At 62.7% G+C, this 22,498-nt stretch carries 18 protein-coding genes; 8 read left to right on the top strand and 10 right to left on the bottom strand.

The genetic code is table 11. The features are described 5' to 3' along the window. The first annotated feature begins 3 nt into the window (after positions 1-3). The 3 genes from AB8A27_RS26860 to AB8A27_RS26870 all read left to right on the top strand — a co-directional run bounded on the left by AB8A27_RS26860 (position 4) and on the right by AB8A27_RS26870 (position 4,253). Positions 4-2,205 (top strand): amylo-alpha-1,6-glucosidase, encoded by a 2,202-nt coding sequence (locus AB8A27_RS26860; RefSeq protein WP_441244506.1) that lies wholly within the window; start codon positions 4-6, stop codon positions 2,203-2,205. Positions 2,206-2,273: 68 nt separating this feature from the next. Then, positions 2,274-2,912 carry a PRC-barrel domain-containing protein gene (locus tag AB8A27_RS26865; RefSeq protein WP_441245042.1) on the top strand — a complete coding sequence of 213 codons (639 nt, stop codon included), beginning with the start codon at positions 2,274-2,276 and terminating at the stop codon, positions 2,910-2,912. Between the two features lie 87 nt (positions 2,913-2,999). Next, positions 3,000-4,253 carry an MFS transporter gene (locus tag AB8A27_RS26870; protein ID WP_441245043.1) on the top strand — a complete coding sequence of 418 codons (1,254 nt, stop codon included), beginning with the start codon at positions 3,000-3,002 and terminating at the stop codon, positions 4,251-4,253. A gap of 153 nt (positions 4,254-4,406) precedes the next feature. On the opposite strand, the gene AB8A27_RS26875 is transcribed toward AB8A27_RS26870, so the two are convergent. The 4 genes from AB8A27_RS26875 to AB8A27_RS26890 all read right to left on the bottom strand — a co-directional run bounded on the left by AB8A27_RS26875 (position 4,407) and on the right by AB8A27_RS26890 (position 9,168). Next, complete coding sequence (locus tag AB8A27_RS26875) at positions 4,407-5,585, bottom strand: pyridoxal-phosphate-dependent aminotransferase family protein (RefSeq protein WP_441244507.1); 1,179 nt, start codon at positions 5,583-5,585, stop codon at positions 4,407-4,409. An 86-nt stretch (positions 5,586-5,671) separates the two neighbouring features. Then, the gene (locus tag AB8A27_RS26880) at positions 5,672-6,523 is read right to left on the bottom strand and encodes an LssY C-terminal domain-containing protein (protein WP_441244508.1); all 852 of its coding nucleotides are present in this window, start codon (positions 6,521-6,523) and stop codon (positions 5,672-5,674) included. A gap of 53 nt (positions 6,524-6,576) precedes the next feature. Continuing rightward, on the bottom strand, positions 6,577-7,302 hold the full coding sequence (locus AB8A27_RS26885; RefSeq protein WP_441245044.1) for a thermonuclease family protein: 726 nt from the start codon (positions 7,300-7,302) through the stop codon (positions 6,577-6,579). Positions 7,303-7,416: 114 nt separating this feature from the next. Continuing rightward, entirely contained in the window at positions 7,417-9,168 is a 1,752-nt protein-coding gene (locus tag AB8A27_RS26890) for a hypothetical protein (protein WP_441244509.1), read from the bottom strand. 350 nt (positions 9,169-9,518) lie between these two features. Here AB8A27_RS26890 and AB8A27_RS26895 point away from each other — a divergent pair, with 350 nt between their 5' ends. Further along, the gene (locus tag AB8A27_RS26895; RefSeq protein WP_441244510.1) at positions 9,519-10,385 is read left to right on the top strand and encodes a caspase family protein; all 867 of its coding nucleotides are present in this window, start codon (positions 9,519-9,521) and stop codon (positions 10,383-10,385) included. Between the two features lie 28 nt (positions 10,386-10,413). On the opposite strand, the gene AB8A27_RS26900 is transcribed toward AB8A27_RS26895, so the two are convergent. From AB8A27_RS26900 to AB8A27_RS26920, 5 genes are all read right to left on the bottom strand, one after another. Further along, on the bottom strand, positions 10,414-11,316 hold the full coding sequence (locus tag AB8A27_RS26900; protein ID WP_441244511.1) for an efflux RND transporter periplasmic adaptor subunit: 903 nt from the start codon (positions 11,314-11,316) through the stop codon (positions 10,414-10,416). A gap of 9 nt (positions 11,317-11,325) precedes the next feature. Beyond that, a complete protein-coding gene (locus AB8A27_RS26905) occupies positions 11,326-14,436 on the bottom strand; it encodes an efflux RND transporter permease subunit (protein WP_441244512.1) in 3,111 nt (1,036 codons plus the stop codon). Next, on the bottom strand, positions 14,436-15,299 hold the full coding sequence (locus AB8A27_RS26910) for an efflux RND transporter periplasmic adaptor subunit (protein WP_441245045.1): 864 nt from the start codon (positions 15,297-15,299) through the stop codon (positions 14,436-14,438). Before AB8A27_RS26910 ends, AB8A27_RS26905 begins: the two co-directional genes overlap by 1 nt. Before the next feature lie 230 nt (positions 15,300-15,529). After that, positions 15,530-16,186 carry an OmpA family protein gene (locus tag AB8A27_RS26915; protein WP_441244513.1) on the bottom strand — a complete coding sequence of 219 codons (657 nt, stop codon included), beginning with the start codon at positions 16,184-16,186 and terminating at the stop codon, positions 15,530-15,532. Between the two features lie 256 nt (positions 16,187-16,442). Further along, positions 16,443-17,957, bottom strand: a complete 1,515-nt coding sequence (locus AB8A27_RS26920; protein ID WP_441245046.1) for a caspase family protein — start codon at positions 17,955-17,957, stop codon at positions 16,443-16,445. A gap of 266 nt (positions 17,958-18,223) precedes the next feature. Here AB8A27_RS26920 and AB8A27_RS26925 point away from each other — a divergent pair, with 266 nt between their 5' ends. Further along, entirely contained in the window at positions 18,224-19,036 is an 813-nt protein-coding gene (locus AB8A27_RS26925; protein WP_441244514.1) for an N-acyl homoserine lactonase family protein, read from the top strand. A 4-nt stretch (positions 19,037-19,040) separates the two neighbouring features. Here the strand turns inward: AB8A27_RS26925 and AB8A27_RS26930 are convergent, their stop codons facing one another. After that, a complete protein-coding gene (locus tag AB8A27_RS26930; protein WP_441244515.1) occupies positions 19,041-19,514 on the bottom strand; it encodes a MarR family winged helix-turn-helix transcriptional regulator in 474 nt (157 codons plus the stop codon). Positions 19,515-19,658: 144 nt separating this feature from the next. On the opposite strand from AB8A27_RS26930, the gene AB8A27_RS26935 reads away from it, so the two are divergent. From AB8A27_RS26935 to AB8A27_RS26945, 3 genes are read left to right on the top strand one after another with little or no spacing between them, the layout of a single operon-like run. Beyond that, positions 19,659-21,272, top strand: a complete 1,614-nt coding sequence (locus AB8A27_RS26935) for an FAD-dependent oxidoreductase (protein ID WP_441244516.1) — start codon at positions 19,659-19,661, stop codon at positions 21,270-21,272. Beyond that, positions 21,269-21,484 (top strand): DUF2783 domain-containing protein, encoded by a 216-nt coding sequence (locus tag AB8A27_RS26940; protein WP_441244517.1) that lies wholly within the window; start codon positions 21,269-21,271, stop codon positions 21,482-21,484. Before AB8A27_RS26935 ends, AB8A27_RS26940 begins: the two co-directional genes overlap by 4 nt. Before the next feature lie 22 nt (positions 21,485-21,506). Beyond that, complete coding sequence (locus tag AB8A27_RS26945) at positions 21,507-22,460, top strand: MBL fold metallo-hydrolase (RefSeq protein WP_092140374.1); 954 nt, start codon at positions 21,507-21,509, stop codon at positions 22,458-22,460. The last annotated feature ends 38 nt before the right edge of the window (positions 22,461-22,498 follow it).

Genomic DNA, 22,498 nt, shown 5'->3' on the forward strand with positions numbered 1-22,498 from the left:
TTCATGCCTGTTGAAGCCGCTGCTGCCACGTTGAACGCCATCGCTGACCAGAAGGCAGTCGAATCGCCGTTCTACATTCCGATGACGGGTCCCGCGTCGCGCCCGCGGCGCTCTCTCAAGCACGATGATACGTTCGTGGTGCTCGACAGTCATGGTGACATTGGCGCGTCCGCGGGCGGGCCGGATGGCTTGTTCAATGCCGATACGCGTTATCTCGCGCGGCTTGAACTGGCGCTGAACGACGTTCAGCCGCTATTGCTCGGCTCGAATTTGCGCGATGACAATTCGTCGCTGACCGTCGATCTGACCAATCCGGATATCTATCGCAACGGGCGCCTCGTGCTGCAGAAGGATATGCTGCACATCGTGCGCACCTTCTTCCTGTGGCGTGGTGCGGCCTATCAGCGGATCGGCCTGCAAAATCACGGTGAACATCGTGCCAGTTTCGATCTGACGCTCACCTTCGACAATGACTTTGCCGATCTGTTCGAGGTGCGGGGCCAAAAGCGCAAGCATCGCGGCATCGCCACGAGCCGCCTGATCGGGCCCAGTGACGTTGCGCTGGAATATACCGGCCTCGATGGCAAGCCGCTCAGCACGATGGTGCATTTCGACCCGCGTCCGACGCGTCTGGCGGCCAATACCGCGACTTATCATTTAGAGCTGGAAGCGCAGAAAACGACGTCGCTGTTCGTTGCCGCCAGTTGCAACGCCGAGGTCGGCCACAAGCCTGCGCCGTTCTTTCGCGGGCTGCTCGCGCATCGCCGCGAGATGCGCAATTTCAGCAAGGGCGCGGCAACGATCGAGACCTCGAATGATATTTTCAACGAGGTGCTCTGCCAGGCGATGGCCGATCTCAGCATTCTGATGACGAATACGCCGCAGGGGCGATATCCCTATGCCGGTATTCCCTGGTATTCGACGACATTCGGCCGCGATGGCCTGATCACGGCGCTGCAACTGTTGTGGACCGATCCGCGCGTGGCGCGCGGCGTGCTGAAGCGGCTTGCGGCATTTCAGGCGAAATCGGTCGATCCGCTTGCGGATGCCGAGCCCGGCAAGATTCTGCATGAAATGCGCGGCGGCGAGATGGCTGCGCTTCGCGAAGTTCCGTTCGCGCAATATTACGGCAGCGTCGACTCCACGCCGCTCTTTGTGATGCTCGCGGGGTTGTATGTCGAGCGTACCGGCGATGATGAAACCCTGCGCGAGCTGTGGCCAGCAGTCGAGGCGGGCCTCGCATGGATCGATGGTCCCGGTGATCCCGACAAGGATGGCTTCGTCGAATATCAGCGCGCCACCGAGCAGGGATTGCAAAACCAGGGCTGGAAGGATTCGTATGACGCCATCTTCCATGCCGATGGAAAGCTCGCTGAAGGCAATATCGCCTTGGCCGAAGTGCAGGGCTATGTCTTCGCCGCCAAGCAACTGGCGTCGCGTCTCGCATTGCGGATGAACCTGCCCGACAAGGCACAGCAGCTCGAGGCCGAGGCCGAGCAGCTTGCTGCGCGTTTCGAGGAAGCGTTCTGGTGCGAGGAACTAGGCACCTATGCGCTTGCGCTCGACGGCAGGAAGATGCGTTGCGCGGTTCGCGCCTCCAATGCGGGCCAGTTGCTGTTCACCGGCATCGTCCGTGAAGATCGTGCACGCATGGTCGCTGCTGACATGATGCGCCCGCATTTCTTCACCGGCTGGGGCATTCGCACCATTGCGCGCGGCGAGGCCCGCTACAATCCCATGTCCTATCATGACGGCTCGATCTGGCCGCACGACAATGCGCTGATCACACTCGGCCTGGCGCGCTATGGCCTGAAGCATTCGGTCGAGGCGGTCTTCAAGGGCCTGTTCGACACCGCCACCTATATGGACCTGCGACGATTGCCGGAATTGTTCTGCGGCTTCCAGCGCGAAAAACGCCGTGGCCCGACCTTGTATCCGGTGGCCTGTGCACCGCAGGCATGGGCGAGCGCAACGCCGTTTACCCTGCTCGAGGCAGCGCTTGGAATCGAGTTCGACGTCGCGCGCGGCGAGATTCGCTTCCGCAATCCGCGGCTGCCCGCCTTCCTGCAATACGTCATTTTGCGTGATCTCCGGCTCGGCGAATCCAGCGTCGATCTCTGCCTGCGCAAACACGAGAACGATGTGTCGCTGGAAGTGCTGCGAACCCGCGGTCAGATCCAGGTCTCGATCGTGTTGACGCATTGATGCGTCGCCTGGCGCCGGGGTCGTGCCCATCAGCGAAACGCGTGAGTGAGGGAGTTTCCATGCCTGCAATTCGCATCGGTGCTGGATTGGCGATATCATTGGTGTTGAACGCCGTGGCAGTGTGCCAGGCGGCGGACGCGCCTGTGCCTCCGCCCGCAGCGTCGGAGAAGCCCACTCCTGAAGCGCAATCGCCCGTGCCGTCGCCCGCACCTGATGCGACTGCGGTGCAGCCGGCAACGCCGCCGCCTGTCGCATCCGCGTCTGAGAAACAGCCATCGCCGCCCGCTCTGCAGACGGCGCCAAAACCTGACGCAGCCGTGCCCGCACCTGTCGCCAAGCCGCCATCGGTTACGGTGATCGATGCCTTCGATGCCAAGGGTATTCTCGGTCGCGACATACGCAGTCCCGCAAGTGAGAACATGGGACGCATCGCCGACGTGATCGTCGATCGCGCGGGGCAGGTGCGCGGTGCTGTCATCGATTTCGGCGGATTCCTCGGGGTCGGATCGCGCAAGATCGTGGTCGATTGGGGGGCACTGCATTTCTGGAACGTCGCCGACAAGACCGCCAGCATCACGCTGGATCTCACGCGCGAACAGGTGCGTGCCGCGCCGGAATACAAGGACGATCAGCCCATCGTCGTGCTCGGCGCGTCCGGCACGCTGACGCCGCTGAAATTTCCGCCTCTCACCATGCAGGAGCGCTAATTGGCGGTTCACGCGACTACACGCGCAGCTGATCTCGCCCGCCGCGATGATGTCGGGGCGGTGCCCGAGGTTGCCTGCGCGCCTGGGATCTCGCCTGAATCCGAGCCGGGCCCGCAGGAGCCGCAGCGGAGTCCTGAGCCGTCAAAGCAGAGCCTGCGCGGGCTCGACTGGTTCATCTTTTTCCTTGCCGACGTGCAGACAGGTTTCGGTCCGTTTGTCGCGGTCTATCTCACCACGCAGAAATGGACGCAGGTCGAGATCGGTTTCGTGCTGTCGATCGGCGGCGTCGTCGCGCTGCTCGGGCAAATTCCGGGTGGTGCGATCATCGATGCGGCGCGCTCGACGCGGCTGGTCGCCGGTGCCGCGGTCGCAACGATCGGTAGTTGTGCGCTGGCCTATGCCGTGCTGCCGGTATTTCCTGTGGTCGTTGCGGCAGCGACACTGCATGCGATGGCGAGCTGTGTGCTCGGCCCTGCGATTGCCGCTATCAGCCTCGGGCTGGTCGGGCCGATGCGGATCGGCGAACGGCTGGGGCGCAACGCACGTTTCGCCTCGCTCGGCAATGGCGTCGCTGCCGCCGTCATGGGTACTTGCGGCTATCTGCTGTCCAGCCGGTCGGTGTTCATCGTCACATTCCTACTGGCGTTCCCAGTGCTTTATGCGCTGTCACGGATTCGGCCTCAGGAGATCAATTCCGCACAGGCGCATGGCGCCGGTACCAAGGACGTTGAGAGCAAAAAGCCGATCCGCTTCCGCGATCTGGTGCGGCAGAAGCCGCTGTTGATTTTCGCCTGTGCTGTACTGCTGCTGCAGCTCGCCAATGCCGCGATGCTGCCGTTGATGGCCGGCGTCGTCACGACGCGCTCGGCCGACTGGGCGCCGGCGCTGATCGCCTTCTGCATCGTGGTACCGCAGGCCATCGTCGCGCTGACCTCACCGACGGTCGGCCGAAAGGCGCAGCAATGGGGCCGACGGCCACTGCTGCTGATCGCCTTCGCCGCGCTCGCCACCCGCGGATTGCTATTCGCCGTGGTCACCGATCCGTTTGCACTGGTTGCTGTGCAGGTCTTCGACGGCGTCACCGCCGCCGTGTTCAGCGTGATGATCCCGCTGATTGTCGCCGATATCGCCTTTGGCAGCGGTCGCTTCAGCCTTGCGCAAGGCATTGTTGGCACCGCCACCGGCATCGGCGCGTCGCTCAGCACGGTGACGGCAGGTTTTGTCGCCGACAAGCTTGGCGCGCCAGTTGCCTTTGTCGGCCTGGCCTGCGTCGCGGGGCTTGGCTTGTTGCTGATCTGGCTGGTGATGCCGGAAACCCGCCGCGAACACGGCGAGGCGTAGGCTCAGTTCTTCCGGTTGTCGTCCCCGCGAAGGCGGGGACCCATAGCCTCAAGAGATATAATTAAAATGCGATCGGCGCTTCTATGCCGATTCAACGACACTGATGGTGTGTATGCGTCCCCGCCTTCGCGGGGACGACAATTGAGATGTTCGCTATGCCCCGACGCTCTCGCCGAGGAAGTTGACCGCCGCCGTGACGCCGCCCTTGCCGTGCGGAATGCCGAGCGCCTGCAGTCCCATCTCGATCACGCCGAGCGTTCCGAGAATCATGGGCGCATTGATATGGCCCATATGGGCGATGCGGAATGCTTTTCCATGCAGATCGCCGATGCCGACGCCGAGAATGACACCGCATTTGTCGCGGCAGTAATCGAGCAGCGGCGTCGGGTTGTCCATCTTCACCGTGGTGACGGTGTTGCCGCGTTCTTTCGGCTCGATGATATTGAAGCTCAGCACGCCGCCATCGGCCCATACGGCAACGGCGCGGCGGACGGCTTCCGCCAGCAGCCGATGGCGCTGGAACACGTTGACGAGTTTTTCGTCGAACAGCATGTCGATGGCTTGGCGCTGCGCGAACATCAGGTGCACCGGCGCGGTGCCCGAATGTTTCCGGTAGTGCTCGTCGCCGTCGCGCTCGGTCCAGTCCCAATAGGGCGTGCGCAGATTGGCGGTCTTGTGCATTTCGCGCGCACGATCATTCGCCGCGACATAGCCGAGGCCGGGCGGCGTCATCAGGCCTTTCTGTGAGCCTGACATGGCGACATCGATGCCCCATGCATCCATCTCGAACGGCATGCAGCCGAGCGATGCGACAGTATCGACCATGAACAGCGCGGGATGACCGGCCGCCTTGATCGCTTTGCCGATCGCCTCGATATCGTTGAACGCGCCCGATGCCGTGTCGATCTGCACCGCGAGCACAGCCTTGATCTCGTGCCTGGTGTCCTGCCGCAACGTTGCTTCAACCTCGGCAGGACGGATGGCGCGATTCCAGTCGCCTTTCAGGCTCTGTACCTCGACGCCCATGGCGCGCGCCGCATGGCCCCAGCCAACCGCGAAACGCCCGCTTTCCAGCACCAGGATCTTGTCGCCGCGCGACAGCACATTGGTGAGCGTCGCTTCCCAGGCGCCATGCCCGTTGGCGATATACATATAGGTGTTGCCCTTGGTGGCGAACAACGTGCCGATATCGCGTAGCAGCCCGAATGTGAGCTGCACCATTTCCTTGGAATAGATATCCAGCGGCGGACGATGCATCGCCCGCAATACTTCATCTGGCATCGTGGTGGGGCCGGGGATGGCGAGAAATTCACGACCTGCACGAACGACCATTTTCAGTCCTTGTTGGTATTTTCGGCCATGGTGCCATGGCGCAGCGCGAAATCAAAGCGCGTGTGAGGTGGTTTGAATTTGACCGCTTAGTGAGTCAGCGCATCACGCCCGATCACATTTGCGATGGCCTGGAAGATCTGATCCTTGATCTCGGTCGCCGCCGGGCTCGGGATCGTCTCGGGAGGGCCGTCGTGTTTGGCGCAGGCCACCACCAGCCGCAGGATCCAGACTTCGCCATCAGTGTAGTACAGGTCGCCGCCGCCATTGTGCCCGGCGACGGTTGGGCCGATTCCGGTGACCTGATATTTGGCCTCGACCATGCCGGCCTTTTCGAGGTCGCCCGCGAGCACCGCGCGCTCGGCGTCGATATCGGCAGCGATATGATGCGTGATCGCGCCGGTGTATTTGCTGATCCCGACACTGCGGTCGAAAGTCGCATCACCAAGCCAGACCGGGCGATCTTCCTGCCCCTTGTCGAGTACCTTCCAGAGCCGGATGTGGTGGCGATGATCGGCGCTGTTGCCGACCGGCTTCTCGAAAGCGAGGTCCTCGCGCCGGCCAAGATAAACCAGCGGCGACACCGGTGCCTCGCGATAGGGCCGGTCGAGCAGGACGCTGCCGACAATCTCCAGGGACGAGCGTAACGTCACGGGATCGGCGGGGTACCAGCCGGCAGCATGCATCGCGCACAGCACGTCCTTCTTGTCGCCGATCAGGCCGACATTGATGGGATCGCCGGGAATACCTTGCGCGGTCATCGTCGTCATCGGCAATCCGGAAAGGCTCTTCTGGTGCTCGTAATGCGTCCAGAGTTCCGGGAGCAACAGATAGGCGATGCCGCCATAGATGACCAAGGCGAGCAACGTCAGTCGCACCGCCCGGAATGTCCGGCTGCGGCGTTGTTTTTGCGCACTGAAATCCGTCTGCAGGTCAGCCAAGGTTCCGCTCGATCGAATCTGAGCGGGGAACCTGCCACGTCAGCGCCGCGATGTCATCGTCGGGTCTCGCGGCAGCCGGCGGCTTCGGCCTCTTCTTTAGAACAAAACCAACGTGTTCCCTTAGCAATCCGCATGCTGATCTTGGCATACCAGCGGCTTTCCGGCGTGTGATAGATGCAGACGCCGGAGCGGTTGACATTGCCCTTGATCCGGCAGGCCGGGGATGGCGCGACATGGCCCGATGCGGAGGCCAGCAGGATCGGCAAGGCGTCCTCCGGCGGCTTAATTGCACCGAGGATGGCGGTCTTCTTGTTGCGCACGCGCCAGTCCCACGGCGCAAAGAACGCGCCTGCCCAAAGTCCGGCCTTGGCCTCACGTGCGGTTTTCTCGTCGGCATCATAGACATGCGAGAAGCGCACATAGGAGAGCGCCCAGCCGCTTTTCACCATCCATTGGCCGATGTCCTCGCCGTCCACCTCGCATCTGGCGACCGTGCGACCGAAGCGGTCGGTCCGTAGCACATGGCAGGTCCAGCTCTTGTCGCCGACATGCGCAACCAGCGCTTCATGTGCTGAGACGCCGCAAGTCCAGCGCTCGCCATCGGCATTCAGGCACAACTGGTCGAGGCCTGGCGCATCGATGCCGGCGAGCCGGATGCGGGTCGCGCCAATGGTCATCTGGTCGCCATCGCGGATCTTCGGCACGCCGGTCACATCGGCGGCCTGTGCCAGCGCGGGAATGCAAAGCATCGCGATAAAAAGAGAGAAGGTGCGGAACATGCGCATCGAACCGTTTGATTGCAAAATCATGACGACAATCCGGAGACAGTGCGGGCATTTCGCCGCGCATGCCAGCGCGGTCACCCCTTCATAGCTTCAACTTCGCGCGATGAACTATGCGGCGTGGCCGTTCATCATTCTCCGTCGTGCCAGCGCGAGACCCATCAGCACGAAGGCTGAGGTCACCTCGGGGCCGCCGACGAGAATCCGTGTCGGCGTTTTCATCTTGTTCCATTCATAGGCCTTGAACGGACCCTTGCGTCCGCCTTCGCCTCTTGCCGCGATGATGCAGCGCAGCGCAGGTGCGAAATATGTGAGCTCGCCGCCGAGATGTCCGAGCGCGATCAATGCGAGTGCCGCATCGAACGTATTCATCTCGCGTGCGATCAACTCGCCCTGCACATAAGCGAGGACACGCAGGCGGATGAATTCGAATGTGCCATCGGTATCGATGGTCTGCTGTGTCTTGGCCGGCAGTTCACGGAAAGCCGCGTAGCATCGGCCGAAATAGGCGCTGTAGAGCTCCGGCAGATAATAGATGTGCGATTTCGGATCGGTGAAGGCGCCGGACGCCACGAGGCGGCGCTGGAAGCCGATGATCCGCTGCAGTGTTTCCAGCCGCTTCGGCGTCTCCATGACTTTCCAGCGAAGCAGATTTCGGAATGACACTTCGAGCACGTCGAGATTGAGCGTCGGATCGAGATCGTTGCCGTAGGGCCGCTGCCCCGCGAGATTGTCGATCCAGGTGACGATGGCGCCGTCATAGTCGATGTTGTCGTTGATGGACACTGTAACCATCGGCTCATTGCTGCCATTGCCGACCTGATAGCCGGCATAGAAATCGAGCAGGGGCTGATCGAGGATAGGATCGGTCGAGCCGGCCTGTGTGGCGGCGGAGAACGAGCAGGCGGTGGTGTCGCAGTCCGGCACATAGATGCCGAAGCCGAGGTCCTGCTTGATCTGCGCGAAGAGCCGGCTGAAGCGCGGATGCGGCGGCGGTGCCAGCGCAGTGATGACGTTCACATGCGTCCCGTCATGTGAGCGGACTTCCTCGCGGCTGGTGACCAGGCAGAATTCAACCATCGCATCGATGGCGCGGCGCGAGGATGTCGTCTGGTCCGGCGACGGCAGTCCGGTTTCGCCGAAGCTGAGCAGCGCCTCGGTGAAGAAAGCGTCGTAATAGGCCGAGCGATGCCGGATCTGCACCGGCTCCCACATCGGTTCGGCAATTCCGGTCCATGGCGGATTGATGAGTTTTGCGGCCGGCGAGCGCGCGATGAAGATGCGCGCGAGGGTGAACAGCAGCGTCGAATTCTTGTAGCCGCGCGAATTCAGGCCCGTCAGCGCCAGCAGGAAATCGCGGCCATGCATGTCGGGGTCGCCGATCAGGTTGAACGCCGCGTAAGTGGGAATGAAGCCGTTGCGATCGAACGAGCGCAGCAGATGCGTGCCGCAGGCCTTGATGACATCGTCGATCTCGCCCAGTGACGGTGCCTGCGCTGAAGTCGTTACGGGCTTCGGCGCCGGATGGTTCAGTGTGACCGTGTCGAGCAGCTCGGCGATAGGCCGGCCGATGGCTTCCCAGTCAGGGGTCTCGTCGTCGCGCGCCGCTCTCAGGGCCTGCTGTATGGCTTTGAAGCGGGCGGGATCGCGCAGCTCGGGCAGGCCGGCGCGGCAGAGTAACGGGCGGAGCGCGGCATTGCCGAGCGCGGTCTTGTAGAACTTGACGATATGGGCGTCGCCGCCCGAGTGCTTATGAAAAGTGTGCTTGTGAAACAGGGGATCGCAGAGGTCGTAAAGCGACGGGCCGTCCTTGCTGGCTGTCAGCGCGCGGTATGCGGCGCCGGCAAAATAAGTCACACCCATGAGGTTTCTTTCAGTGCGTCCCCTGCGCACGTGTCGAAAACCACCCGCCATTGACGCGGCGCTATCGTCTCCCGACACCTGCAACCCTTTGAAAAATTGCACGAATCGGCAGGGATTACAATTGCGTGAAGCACAAGCCGGTTCAAGACCTTAGCCTGGTCAGTCAGTAACCCTGTCTTAAATCCCGGCCTTTACCGGTTGCCCGGATGGCCCCGGCGGGTTAACAACCAGTTTGCTGCGATGCCGCAAATTGAGCGCATTTGATATTCATTGGTTTGGCATCCCTTCAAACCTATTTCGACGTTCGCGCGACCCACGGTTGCGCGTGAACGATGAGCAGGAATGATCTTATGAACGTACGGCAGTTTCGCGTATCCCGTCGCTCGATCACTGTGGCCGCAGCTTTTGTCGGTCTGGTTTCGCTGGCGCTTGGCGCCAATGCCGCGCTGAACAAGCGCGCGCTGGAAGCTGCAGAGGCGGCGACGGTGACCGGGACGATCAATCCCGTGACGAAGGCGTCGCGTATCGCGCTGGTGATCGGCAATGGTCACTATCCCGACGCCGGAGCGCCGCTGAGCCAGCCGATCAATGATGCACGCGCCATGACGAGTGCACTCCGTCGCGACGGTTTCGACGTCGATGTGGTGGAAGACGCGACCCGCGATGACATGATCCGCGCTGTCGAGCGCCTGAAGGCCAGGATCAAGCCTGAAACCGTCGTGATGCTTTATTTCGGTGGTTATGGCGTCCAGGTCGGCCGCCAGAGCTACATGATCCCCGTCGATGCCGCGATCTGGAAAGAGCGTGACATCCGCCGCGATGGCATGAGCGTCGAGGCCGTTCTCGATGTCATGAAGGAGCAGGGCGCCCAGGCCAAACTGGTCGTGCTGGATGCGTCCCGCCGCAATCCCTATGAGCGTCGCTTCCGCGGTTATTCCCGTGGTCTCGCGCCGATCGACGTTCCGGAGAATGCGCTGATCCTGACCTCGGCGACGCCGGGCAAGGTTGCCGACGATGTGGATGGTCAGAACAGCCTGCTCGCAACCGAATTGCTGAAGAACATGAAGGCCAAGCCGGCGAGTGCCGAGTCCGTCTTCACCAACACCCGCGTTGCGGTGACCCGCGCAACCGCCGGTGAGCAGGTTCCTGCCGTGTCGTCGTCGCTCATCGAAGACATCCAGCTCGGCGATAGCGCAACGGCCAAAGCCGGTAGCTAAGCCCGGCAACTAAGCTTTTCTGTCGCCTTTACTTGTTGGCGTCCGCACTGGCCATCACCGGACGAACCGGATCGCCTTCGCGCAGCAAAGCGCCTGCGCGCGCGACAATTACGTCGCCGTCGTTCAAACCTTCACGCACTTCGACGCGGCCACCCGACATCAGGCCGATCTCGACGCGTCGCGTCTCGATGCGCTGCCGCCGGACCACCTGCACGACGGTGCCGCCGGCACTGTAGAGAACGGCGGTCAATGGCACCGAGACGCCGCAGCTTTCGCCAGTCTTGATGATGGCCCGCGCGTAGGAATTGCTCATCAGCCGGCGTGCCGAGGTGATCGAGACCACGACCTGGCCAAGCTGGCTGTTGGGCTCCACGGTGGAAGCGACGCGCCGGACCTTGCCGTCGAGCTCGCCCGCGCCGATCACCTTGACCTTGACGGGTTGATCGATCTTGAGCTTCGGCAGATCGCGCGTCGGTACCTGGCCGATGAATTCGAACTCGCTCCGCGCGATGATGTTGAAAAGAGCTTCGCCTTTGGCCGATGCAAGTGATCCGACCACGGCGGACGAGGCGCTGACCAATCCTGCGACCGTCGCCTGAACCTGAACCGATCCGCCTTCGGGCGACGTCAGGCGTGCGAGGATCTGGCCCGCAGTGACATTCTCGCCGGCATCGACCATGACCTCGGCGACCTTGAGGCCCGGACGATCCGGACGGATCGAGACTTCCTCACGCGGGATCAGGATGCCGGAGACTTCGACCGTGGCGGAGAAGCAGGACTTCGCGGCGGTCAGCACGGTCACTGCTGCACCCTTCGGGGCATCGGCAGGATCGTCGGCGGCAAGAGCCGGCTGTGTGAACACGCATAGCGACAGCGCGACCAGCAATCTGGCCCATGTGGTGGTTCGCTTGGAAGGGGCGACGGGGGTCATTGCATGTGCCTATTTGTGCGGGACGGCGGGTGGTTGACCGTTGTGCGGGTCTTCCTCGCCGCTCGATGCCAGCAGCTTGCGTCCGAAGCGCCATGCCAATTGTCCGACATCGTCCATCATCATGAACATCGCCGGCACGAACAGCAGCGACAGCGCCGTCGAGAAGATCAGCCCGCCAATGATAGCAAGTGCCATTGGTGAGCGGAATTCGCCACCCGCGCCGAAGGCCAGTGCGGACGGCATCATGCCGGCGACCATGGCAACGGTGGTCATCACGATCGGCCGTGCGCGCTTCATGCCGGCATCGATGATCGCAACCTCTCGCGGCTTGCCTTCGCGAATGGCTTCCACGGCAAATTCCACCAGCATGATGGCGTTCTTGGTGACGATGCCCATCAGCATCAGGATTCCGATCCAGACAGGCGTCGTCAGTTGCTTGCCTGTCAGGAGCAGCGCCAGGATCGCGCCGCCGATGGAGAGCGGCAGCGAGAACAGGATGGTGATCGGCTGCAGGAACGTACCGAACAGCAGCACCAGCACGGCATAGACCATCATCAGGCCTGCCGAGATCGCGGTGGCGAAACCATCCGCGAGTTCGTTCAGGCTTTCGGCGTCGCCGGACTGCTTGACGCTCACATTCTTCGGCAGGCTCTTCATGACCGGCAGTTCGTAGATCTTCTTCAGGGCATCGCCGAGTGCGGCGGTGCCCACGAGATCCGCGGCCACGGTGGCCTGACGTTCCCTGTCGTAGCGGTTGATGCTGGTCGGTCCCTGATCGAGCTTGATGTCGGCAACGACCGATAGCGGCACGCCGCCGCGTCCGCCGCCAAGTGGCACCCGCAGCTGTTCGAGAATCTGGAAGTCGGCACGGGCCGTGTCTTCGAGCTGCACGCGGATCGGCACCAGGCGATCGCCGGCATCGAATTTCGCCAGAGCCGGGCCGACGTCGCCGATGGTGGCGACGCGGATGGTTTCCGACAGGCTCTCGGTGGAGACGCCGAGCCGTGCCGCGAGATCCGCGCGCGGCTGCACGCGCAGCTCGGGACGATCCAGCGAGGTTTCCGAGATCACGTTGGAGATCAGCGGAATGCGCTTCATCTGCGTCGCCAGTTCGCTGGCGACATTGGCAACGATATTGCTGTCGGTGCCGGTCACCACCAGCGAGATGGCGCGCAGCCCGTTCTCGTCGAGGAACCAGTAGCGAATATCCGGAACGCTTTCGAGTTCCTTGCTGATATCGAGTTCGAGCAGGCGCTGTGTATGTGCGCTGTCGCGTTCGCTCTTCGGGGTGTAGTTGATGATCAGGGCTGCGCGCCGCACCTCATAGGTGCCGGGCGGGACATGACCGCCATCGACGAACACGCTCTTCACTTCAGGTCGCTTGCGGAGCCTTGCCACGATGTCTTCTGTGACTTTCTCGGTGTAAGCGAGCTGAGATCCCGGCGGCAATTCCATCGCCATGAGCGAACGCGCCGTGTCCTGGGCCGGCAGGAAGCCCTGCGGCAGCAGCTGGATGCTCCAGATCGACAGTGCGAAGACGGCGAGACCGAACAGAACCGTCACGTAGTAGCGTTTCACCGACAGGGTCACGAGCTTGTTGTAAGCCTGCAGGATGCGCCCGGGCGGCGGGTCGTTGTGCTTGTGATCTTTCAGGAAGTACGCGGCCAGTACAGGCGTGACGAAGCGTGCCGCCAATAGTGAGAAGAATACCTGTACCGACACGGTGATGCCGAACTGCTTGAAGAATTGTCCGGCGATGCCGGACATGAAGCTGGCCGGGACAAAGATCGCGATAATGGTGAGGCTGATGGCGATTACGGCGAGGCCGATTTCGTCAGCGGCTTCCAGTGCGGCGCGATAGGGCGATTTGCCCATCCGCATATGCCGCACGATGTTCTCGATCTCGACGATGGCGTCATCGACGAGAATACCTGTCGAGAGCGTGATGGCGAGGAAGCTCACGAGGTTGAGCGAGAAGCCGAGCAGGTCCATCGCCCAGAAGGCGGGGAAGATCGACAGCGGCAGCGAGATCGCGGCGATGACCGTGGCGCGCAGATCGCGCAGGAAGAAGAACACCACGATGACGGCAAGCGCCGCGCCCTCGAACAGGGTCGAGATCGCGGCTTCATAATTGCCCTTGGTGAAATCCACCGACGTATCGATCAGCCTCAGGTCGACATCGGGGTAGGACGCTTTCAGCGCATCGATGCGCTTCTGCACGGCTGCCGCGACAACCACGTCGCTGGCGCCCTTGGATCGCTTGATACCCAGCGCCACCACAGGCTCGCCGTTGAAGCGCGCAAATGTTCGCCGGTCGGCGATGGTGTCGGTGACGGTGCCGAGATCCTCGAGCCGCACTTCGCCACCCGAGGGCAGGCTGATCATGGTGCCGGCGAGTTCGTTCAGCGTCTTGGCGCCCGCCAGTGTCCGGATCGCCTGGTCGTTCTTGCCGATTTCGGCGCGGCCGCCGGCGAGGTCCACATTGGTGCCGCGCAGACGTCTGGAGACATCGACGGCGGTCAGGCCCGCGGCCTGCAGGCGGTCGGGATCGAGCGACACGAGAATCTCGCGCTCGACGCCGCCGATGCGCTCGACCTGCGCGACGTTGCGCACGCCCTGCAGTGCGCGCTTCACCACGTCGTCGACGAACCATGACAATTGTTCCGGCGTCTTGCCCGGCGAGATCGCCGCATAGGTGACGATCGGCAGGCCGATCACGTCGACGCGCTGGATCAGCGGTTCATTGACATTCTGGGGGAGGTTGGCGCGTACGCGTGTTACGGCGTCCTTGACGTCGTTCAGCGCGCGGTCGGTGTTGGTTTCCAGCGCGAATTGCACCGTCGTGACCGACAGGCCGTCAGTGATCGACGACGAGATGTGCCGCACGCCTTCGACGCCGGAGACGCCGTCCTCGATGGTCTTGGTGACCTGCGCTTCAAGTTCCGCAGGCGCCGCGCCGAATTGCGAGACGGCGACCGAGATCACCGGAATGTCTGCGCTCGGCAGCCGCGTGATCGCCAACTTGGTGAAGCTGATCCAGCCGAGTACCAGAAGAATGATCGAGAAGACGATGGACGGAAGCGGATGGCGGATCGACCATGCCGAGATATTCATTGCCATTAACGCACCCGCGATCGATCGAGGTCATCGACGAACATGGTCTGGACCTTGTCGCCGTCATGAAGTGATGTGCCGGCGTCGGCAACGACGATGTCGCCCACCTCGACGCCTTCGAGAATTTCCACCGACGTATCGGACACCAGCCCGACCTTCACGCGGCGTGTTTCAATGGTGTTGCCCTTCACCAGTTGCACGGTGAAGTGCTCGATCGCCGAGCGCGGGATCGCGACGCCGCAGCTTCGCTTGGCGTCGATGCTGGCGCGGGCGAAGACGCCAACCTTGAGCGAGGGGTTGCTGGGCAGCGATATCCGGACATGGCCGAGCTGTGTCACGCGGTCGATTTGCGGCGACACCAGCCGCACCTTGCCAACAATATCGGGCTGATCGTCGCGGCTGATCCGCGCCGTGACGCCGGGGTTGATCTTGAGGATGTGGATGCTCGGCACTTCCGCATCGAGCTCGAGTTCGTTGTTGATGGCGATCCTGAACATCGGCCCGGCCTGCGGTGAGGCCGGCGCGCCGACAATGGTGTTCACGGATGTAATCAGGCCTGCCGCGGGAGCGCGCAGCGTCACAGGATTCGGGCGTGCATTGCCTGCTGTGGGCGGCGGTGTCAGCCGGGCCAGTTCCTGGTTCTCGGTGACGGTATCGCCTTCGCGGACCAGCACTTCGGAGACCTTCGAACCTTCGGTCTCCACGCCGACCACAGCCTCGCGGCGCGGAACCACGAAGCCGGTCACCCGCACGAGATCGGAGAAGCAGGCATTGGTGGCCTTGGCGACGATCACCATGGCGCCATTCGGCGAGGCGGAGCCCGCGGGTGCGGGTTCAGCGGCGAAGCCGATAGAGGTTGTTGCGACCATGGTGGCCGCCAGCGACAGACATGCGAGAGACGGGGAGAAGCAGGCAAGAGCCTTCATTGCGGGATCGATCCACTTGGTATTACGGAGCACCAGGGGCATTCGATCGGTGCGGTGGGAGGTCGGGGCAATCTATACAGGATATCCGCGATCACCACAGCAAACAGCGTCCCGTGTGGTACGGAACGCTGTGGTGCGGCAATCCGCAGCAAGCTCGGAAGTACCACTGAGCCTTACTGGGACGCGGTGGTCTTGTTCGCCATGTTCACCACCTGGACGCGTCGGTTCGACGGGTCGGTTGGCGCAACGCCGGCCTTCGGCTTGCCCTTGCCATAGCCGACGGTGACGAGGTCGGCGCCGGCGATGCCGTATTTGTCCGTCAGATAGCGCTTGATGGCATCGGCGCGGCGCTCGGAGAGATCCTGGTTGTATTCCTCGCCGCCGACGGCGTCGGTATGGCCGGCGACCACGAAGGTCGCGCCCTTGAGGTCGTCGCTGCTCAGCGCCTTGCCGAGGGCCTGCACGGAGGACAGCGACTTCTTGCTGATATTCGCCGAGTTGTAGTCGAAGGTGATTTCCAGATCGATCGCCGGCTTGGTCTGCGCGACAGCGGCGATCTGCTCGCGCTCGCCGATCGAGAGCGACCGTGTGCTGCGATTGCGAAGGGATTCGACGAACTTGCCTTCGGCGGCATTCACGGCCGGCTCGGCCGGCGGTGTCATCGACAGGCCGCGGGTCAGCGGCTTCTTCGGCGCCAATGCGCGCAGGATCTGGTCGGAGGTCACTTCCTCGGCCGCTGCGGCGATGCCTGCGGTCAGCGACAGGGCGACGCCGATCATGGCGATCGTGCGAAGCGCGTTGAAGCCGGAGCGTGCGGATGTGTTCGACATGGGTGCATCCTTCATTGTAGCCGCGCGAAACGCGCTTGAATCAAATTCAACAAAATCTGGTGCCGGATCGCTTCGGAACGGCCTCCGGTCTGCCATCAATAGTGTCCGCTCGCGCGCCGGAGGTTCAAACCGGGCTTGCGACTTTCTTGCGATGATCTTGCGACTTTCCTGCGAAATTCCGGTGACCTCCCGGGATCACCAGATGCCGTGCTATCGCATGCCCGTTCTATCGAACGCTGTCCTATCGGACGCCGTGCTATCGCACGCCGTAACCAGCAAATTCCTTGACGATGTCCGGGTCCATGGCCTTGGCATTGGTGATGTCGAGATCGCCTTCAGCGGTCTGGCCAAGGCGATGTTTGGCCAGGCCACGGCCATAAAGCGATGAGGTCAGCTGCGGATTGATCTTTAGCGCAGCGTCGAAATCCGCAATCGCATTCTTGCTCTGGCCGTTCTTGAGGTTGACCAGGCCGCGGCTGTCCAGTGCATCGACGAAATTCGGGCGCAGGCGCAGGGCTTCGTTGCAGTCCTTGAGCGCGGCGGCGAGGTCGCCGGTCACGGTGCGCGCCCAGCAACGATTGTTGTAGGCCTCGACATCCTTGGGATTCAGTTTGATCGTGGCGTCGAAGTCCTTGATCGCGGCGGAATAGGCGCCTTTGCTGGCATAGACCTGCCCGCGGCGATACAGCGCGCCGGCATCTTCCGGATTATCGGTCAGCTTGACGTTCAGCGCTTTGACAGTCGGATCCTCGGCCAGCGCCAGCAGGATCTTGTTTTCGTCACGGGGCGCTTCGACGGCGACAGCGGGAGCGGGAGCGGGAGCGGGAGTCGGCGCCGCGGCTGGCGCTGGCGTTGCTGCTGGAGCGGCCGGTGTGGGTGCAGCAGGTGCGGGTGCCGGGGCTGCAGGCGCGGCGGCGACCTCCGGCTTGGCCACGGCAGAGGGGCGCGGTGTCGTAGCCGGCGCTGGATCAGCCGGCTTGGCTTCCGCCACAGGGGCTGATGCCGGGCGCGTACCGGGAATGAAGGAGAAGTCTTCCGCCAGCGACGAGGAAATCCATGGCACCTGCTCGCTGCGCGATGCGCGGGTAACGCTGACCCGGGTGCGATTCAGTGTCTGTTCGGCGGTGAGATCGGGAACCCGGATTTCCTTCAGCAATTCGCCGACAAACAACCCGTGATCGCCGCCGCCCTCGCTGACCACCGAGCTGAGTGCCGCCGAATACATCACCAGCGTGCCGCTCGGTGCGATCACCGGAGCGAGCCCGGCGGAGAAGCTGCGGAACCGGCGTTCGAACGGATTGCGGCGGGATGCGTCCAGAAGCGCAATCTTGACGCCTGCGCCGCGGCCATTGATTTCGTTGAGCACGGTCTCGAGGCTGAAGCCGTCGCGGCGCACGTCAGGCTCGGTCCAGATCTGGGCATCGACCGGGATCATGTAGCTCTGCCGCGCGGACTGGATGCCGAAGCCGCTGAAGAACACCAGGGCGACCGAGCCGGGCCTCACCTTGCCGTAGAATTTGTCGAGCGCCCGGCGCATGCCGTCGCCGTTGAGATTCTCGCCGGTATCAACCTCAAATCCGTCACGCTTCAATTCGGCGGCGACGTCGCGGGCGTCGTTGATGGGCTCTTTGAGCGGTGTTTCGGCGTCCGGATATTTCGCATTGCCGATCACCAGTGCGATCCGCTGGGTCCGATCTTCCGCGGCAGAGGCCTGCCAGATGGGTGTGGCGGCAAGCGCCAGAAGAGCAATCAGAGCAATGCGCATTTTCATAATGAAACCGGTCCAGACTTGAAGGCGCTGCCCATGCTCGGCTTGCGCCGCAGCGACACTAATCCACGCCATTCGCATTATCAAACCGGCGTGATCGATGCTGTCAATGTGCGGTATGGGCAGCAGCTATCGCGTGAATTCGCCACGTGTCTCGCGTTGTCGCTCCAGTTCCGGTTTCCGGTGATTCCAGTGGCTGGAATGGTTTGACCTTTCCCGGCAGCAATGGCTTGTTGCGCATAACAACGACCGGGAATGGGGCGAAACGAATGAGTGCGACTTACGAAATCTATGCGATCCGCTATGCCACGATGACGGCGCGGACGCCGCAGATGAATTATCTCGCACCCGATCCCCATGAAACAGCAGCGGCCGATCTCGATTATTTCGTCTGGCTGATCCGCGGCGGTGGTCGCGACATCCTGGTCGATACAGGCTTCAACGAAGCCGCCTCGAAGGAGCGCAGCCGCAAGCTCACGATCAATCCGATCGATGCGCTGGCCGATTTCGGCGTCCGCGCGGCGGACATCCGCGACGTAATCGTCACGCATCTGCATTACGATCATGCCGGCAATCTCGATCGCCTGCCCAATGCCAGGTTCCATCTGCAGGACCGCGAGATGAGCTACGCGACAGGCCGCTGCATGTGCAATGGACTGCTGCGGCATCCGTTTTCGGCTGAAGATGTTACCTTGATGGTGCGGCACGTCTTCAACGAGCGTGTCACGTTCCATAATGGCGATGGCGAGGTTGCTCCGGGCATCACGCTGCACCGCGTTGGCGGCCATTCCGACGGTCTGCAGATCGTGCGCGTGCAGACGGCGCGGGGGCCGGTGGTGCTGGCCTCGGACGCCTCCCACTATTACGGCAACATGCAGCGCCGCAGTCCGTTTCCGATCGTCTACAATATCGGTGACATGTGTGACGGCTGGACGACCTGCGAGCGCCTCGCCGGTCATCCCGACCGGATCATTCCCGGTCATGATCCGCTGGTGCGCGAGCTTTATCCGCGTGTCGAGGGCAGCAAGGCCGATGCCTATGCGCTTCATGTGACGCCGTCGCGCTCCTTCGTGCGCGACTAGCCGCTCAATAGGCGTCGGCCTTGTGCCCGTGCCGTGTCTGCACGAGGTCGAGGCTGCGTTCGATCTTGCTGAGCGCGGCCGCGAAATCCCTGCGCTCCTGCGCCGTCAGGCATGACAGGATGTCGCGCTCTTTGCTTAGCAGGCGCGGGATCAGTTCCTCGTAAAGCGCTTTCCCTTTCGCGGAGAGGCGCAATTCGAAGGCGCGGCGATCATCCTCGTTCTCGACGCGTTCGATGAGTGCGCGGTCCAGCAGGGCGGTGACCGCGCGGCTGATGGTGGACTTATGGGTGCGCGTGCATTGCGAAATGAATTGCGCGCTGCAGGCATCGTCGCGAAAACCCAGTGTGGCGATGACGCGCCATTCGGGAATGTCGAGCCCATAGCGCTGCTGATACTCGTCGGACAGCGCAGCGCTGACCTCCGCGGCCAGCCGGTTCAGCCGGAACGGCACAAACTGAAACAGGTCGAATTTCGCCACGGAGCCACCGATTCTGCTGTTGACGCCGCCACGGGTCCGGCGTTTAGATGGTTGCAAATGAGACTATCTTAGAGGGAGTGCGATCCGTTGGCCAGACCAGCGTTGATCCGAAAACATATCCGGTTGCAGGGCGGGGTCTGAGCCATGGCGCAGCATGTCCGCCAGTTTGCCTATTCTCGCCATGCCGATCAGGCGCGTCCGGCGAGTGACGCGGCGCATCATCCGGTCGTGATCGTCGGCGCCGGACCGGTCGGTCTGTCCCTGGCCATCGATCTGGCGCAGCGCGGCCAGCGCGTGGTGCTGCTCGACGATGCCGATCGCATCGGTGACGGTTCGCGTGCCATCTGCTTCTCCAAACGCTCGCTCGAACTCTGGGATCGTCTCGGCGTAGCCGATCGCATGATCGAGAAGGGTGTGGTGTGGAAGGTCGGCAAGATCTTCCTCGGGCCAGACATGCTGTACCAGTTCGACCTGTTGCCGGAGACCGGCCACAAGATGCCGGCCTTCATCAATCTGCAGCAATATTACGCCGAGTCCTTTCTGGTCGATCGGGTACATCAATTGCCTGAGATCGATCTGCGCTGGCGCAACAAGGTCATCGCACTGGCGCAGCACAATGATCACGCGGAACTCACCATCGAGACGCCCGATGGGCCTTACACGCTGCGCGCCGGCTATGTCGTTGCCTGCGATGGCGCGCGCTCAGGGCTGCGCAGCATGGTTGGCGCGGATTTCTCCGGCGAGGTGTTCGAGGACCAGTTCCTGATCGCCGACGTCAAGATGACCGCGGAATTTCCGACCGAGCGCTGGTTCTGGTTCGACCCACCATTCCACTCCGGCCAGTCGGCACTGCTGCATCGTCAGCCCGACGATGTCTGGCGTATCGATCTGCAGCTCGGGCCCGATGCCGATCCAGTCGCGGAGCGGCAGCCGGAGAAAGTGCGTCCACGCATCGCGCGCATGCTCGGCCACGACGATTTCGATTTCGAGTGGATCTCGGTCTACAAATTCCAGTGCCGCCGCATGCAGCGCTTTCTGCATGAGCGCGTGATCTTTGCCGGCGACGCCGCGCATCAGGTGTCGCCGTTCGGCGCGCGCGGTGCCAATTCCGGCCTGGAAGATGCGGAGAATCTCGCGTGGAAACTGGCGATGGTGCTGGCAGGCGATGCGCCGGCGTCGCTGCTGGCGAGTTATGATGCCGAGCGTGGCCGGGCGGCAGATGAAAACATCCGGGCCTCGACCCATGCGACGGATTTCATCGCGCCACATTCGAAGCAGGAACAACGGATGCGGCAGGCGGTGCTGTCCCTCGCCAGGGAAGCCGATTTCGCCAAGCGGATGATCAATGGCGGGCGGCTGTCCGTGCCGTCGGTCTATCAGACGCCGCTCTCGACCGCGGATAGCGACGACTGGTCCAATGGTCCTCAGCCGGGTGCGCATATGCCGGACGCGCCGCTGGCGACGGACGATGGCGCACATGTATTCCTCTCGGAATGTTTCGCGGGGGCCGGCCGCGGTTTCACCGTGTTGCAATCGGACGGTCAGGCGATCGAACTGCCCGAGGGCGTGGCGCGTCTGGTCGTCGGTGATGATGCGGCGCTGCGTGACGAGGCCGGACTGTTCAAGGCGCGTTACGGCGCCGATCCCGGGAACGCCTATCTGCTGCGACCGGACGGTTATGTCGCTGCACGGTTCCGGTATCCGACGCCGCAAGCGATCAAGGCCGCGGTCGCGCGTGCCTCCGGGAGAGCGTCATGACGGTGTTGTCGACAGCGTCCAATTTCGCCAGTCCCGACGACGCCTATCGTGCCATCGTCGAGGCGCATCGTGGATTGAGTGATGAACAAAGCGCAGCACTCGATACCGCGCTGGTGCTGATCCTCGCCAATCATATCGGCGATGCCGGCGTGCTCGGCGATGCGATTGCGCTGGCGAAGCGGCGGCTGCCCGTTGCGACACGAACTGAATGACAAGAATCAAAGGAAGAATTCGATGACCAAGGGTTTCGCATCCACCACCGACATGACCGAGAAGAAGGTCACCTTCTCCGAGATCGGTCCTGATCTCTATGCCTTCACGGCGGAGGGCGATCCGAATTCGGCGGTCATCGTCGGCGATGATGGATGCATCGTGTTCGACGCGCAGGCAACGCCGGCGATGGCCAACAAGGTGATCGAGCGCGTCCGCACCGTCACCGACAAGCCGATCAAATATGTCGTGCTGTCGCATTATCACGCGGTGCGCGTGCTCGGTGCGTCCGCCTACAAGGCGCAGGGCATCGTCGCCTCGCAGGAAACCTATCGTCTGGTGGAGGAGCGCGGCCAGCAGGACTGGGATTCCGAGTTCGGGCGTTTCCCGCGTCTGTTCCAGGATGCCGAGAGCATTCCCGGCCTGACCTGGCCGACACTCACCTTCGAGGGGGAGATGTCGATCTTCCTCGGCAAGCGCGAGGTGCGCTTGATGCAGCTCGGCGCCGGGCATACGTCGGGTGACATCGTTGCCTGGGTACCGGATGCCGAGGTGATGTTCTCCGGCGACCTCATCGAATATCACTCGGCCTGCTATTGCGGCGATGCGCTGCTGCGCGAATGGCCGTCGACCCTCAACGAGATTCGCGCGTTCAATCCGAAGGCCATCGCGCCTGGCCGCGGCGATGCGCTGAAGGGGCTGGAAACCACCCGCGAAGCGATCGCGATGACGCGTGACTTCGTGATGTCGCTCTACGGCGCGGCGGAGATGTCGGTCGCCAGGGGGCGCAGCCTGAAGGAGACCATGGCGGCGACCCGCGAGGTCATGGACAAGAAGTTCTCGAGCTTCGCGATTTACGAGCACTGCCTGCCGTTCAACGTGTCGCGCGCCTTCGATGAAGCCTCGGGAATCGACGATCCCGTGATCTGGACCGACAAGCGCGACCGCGAAATGTGGGCCGCGCTTCAAAGCGCATGATCCCGAAAAGTGGATGCCGGTTTTCGGTCGAGATCATG

The sequence above is a fragment of the Tardiphaga sp. 768_D3_N2_1 genome, assembly GCF_052076105.1.
Lineage (GTDB): Bacteria > Pseudomonadota > Alphaproteobacteria > Rhizobiales > Xanthobacteraceae > Tardiphaga.

Coding starts and splice junctions, on each gene's coding strand:
- AB8A27_RS26875 (WP_441244507.1), bottom strand. CDS start 5,585: ATGGTCGTTCGTGCAGGTCGTGAATTTCTCGCCATCCCCGGCCCCACC.
- AB8A27_RS26860 (WP_441244506.1), top strand. CDS start 4: ATGCCTGTTGAAGCCGCTGCTGCCACGTTGAACGCCATCGCTGACCAG.
- AB8A27_RS26935 (WP_441244516.1), top strand. CDS start 19,659: ATGGCGCAGCATGTCCGCCAGTTTGCCTATTCTCGCCATGCCGATCAG.
- AB8A27_RS26895 (WP_441244510.1), top strand. CDS start 9,519: ATGAACGTACGGCAGTTTCGCGTATCCCGTCGCTCGATCACTGTGGCC.
- AB8A27_RS26945 (WP_092140374.1), top strand. CDS start 21,507: ATGACCAAGGGTTTCGCATCCACCACCGACATGACCGAGAAGAAGGTC.
- AB8A27_RS26900 (WP_441244511.1), bottom strand. CDS start 11,316: ATGACCCCCGTCGCCCCTTCCAAGCGAACCACCACATGGGCCAGATTG.
- AB8A27_RS26885 (WP_441245044.1), bottom strand. CDS start 7,302: ATGTTCCGCACCTTCTCTCTTTTTATCGCGATGCTTTGCATTCCCGCG.
- AB8A27_RS26915 (WP_441244513.1), bottom strand. CDS start 16,186: ATGTCGAACACATCCGCACGCTCCGGCTTCAACGCGCTTCGCACGATC.
- AB8A27_RS26925 (WP_441244514.1), top strand. CDS start 18,224: ATGAGTGCGACTTACGAAATCTATGCGATCCGCTATGCCACGATGACG.
- AB8A27_RS26920 (WP_441245046.1), bottom strand. CDS start 17,957: ATGAAAATGCGCATTGCTCTGATTGCTCTTCTGGCGCTTGCCGCCACA.
- AB8A27_RS26940 (WP_441244517.1), top strand. CDS start 21,269: ATGACGGTGTTGTCGACAGCGTCCAATTTCGCCAGTCCCGACGACGCC.
- AB8A27_RS26910 (WP_441245045.1), bottom strand. CDS start 15,299: ATGGTCGCAACAACCTCTATCGGCTTCGCCGCTGAACCCGCACCCGCG.
- AB8A27_RS26890 (WP_441244509.1), bottom strand. CDS start 9,168: ATGGGTGTGACTTATTTTGCCGGCGCCGCATACCGCGCGCTGACAGCC.
- AB8A27_RS26905 (WP_441244512.1), bottom strand. CDS start 14,436: ATGGCAATGAATATCTCGGCATGGTCGATCCGCCATCCGCTTCCGTCC.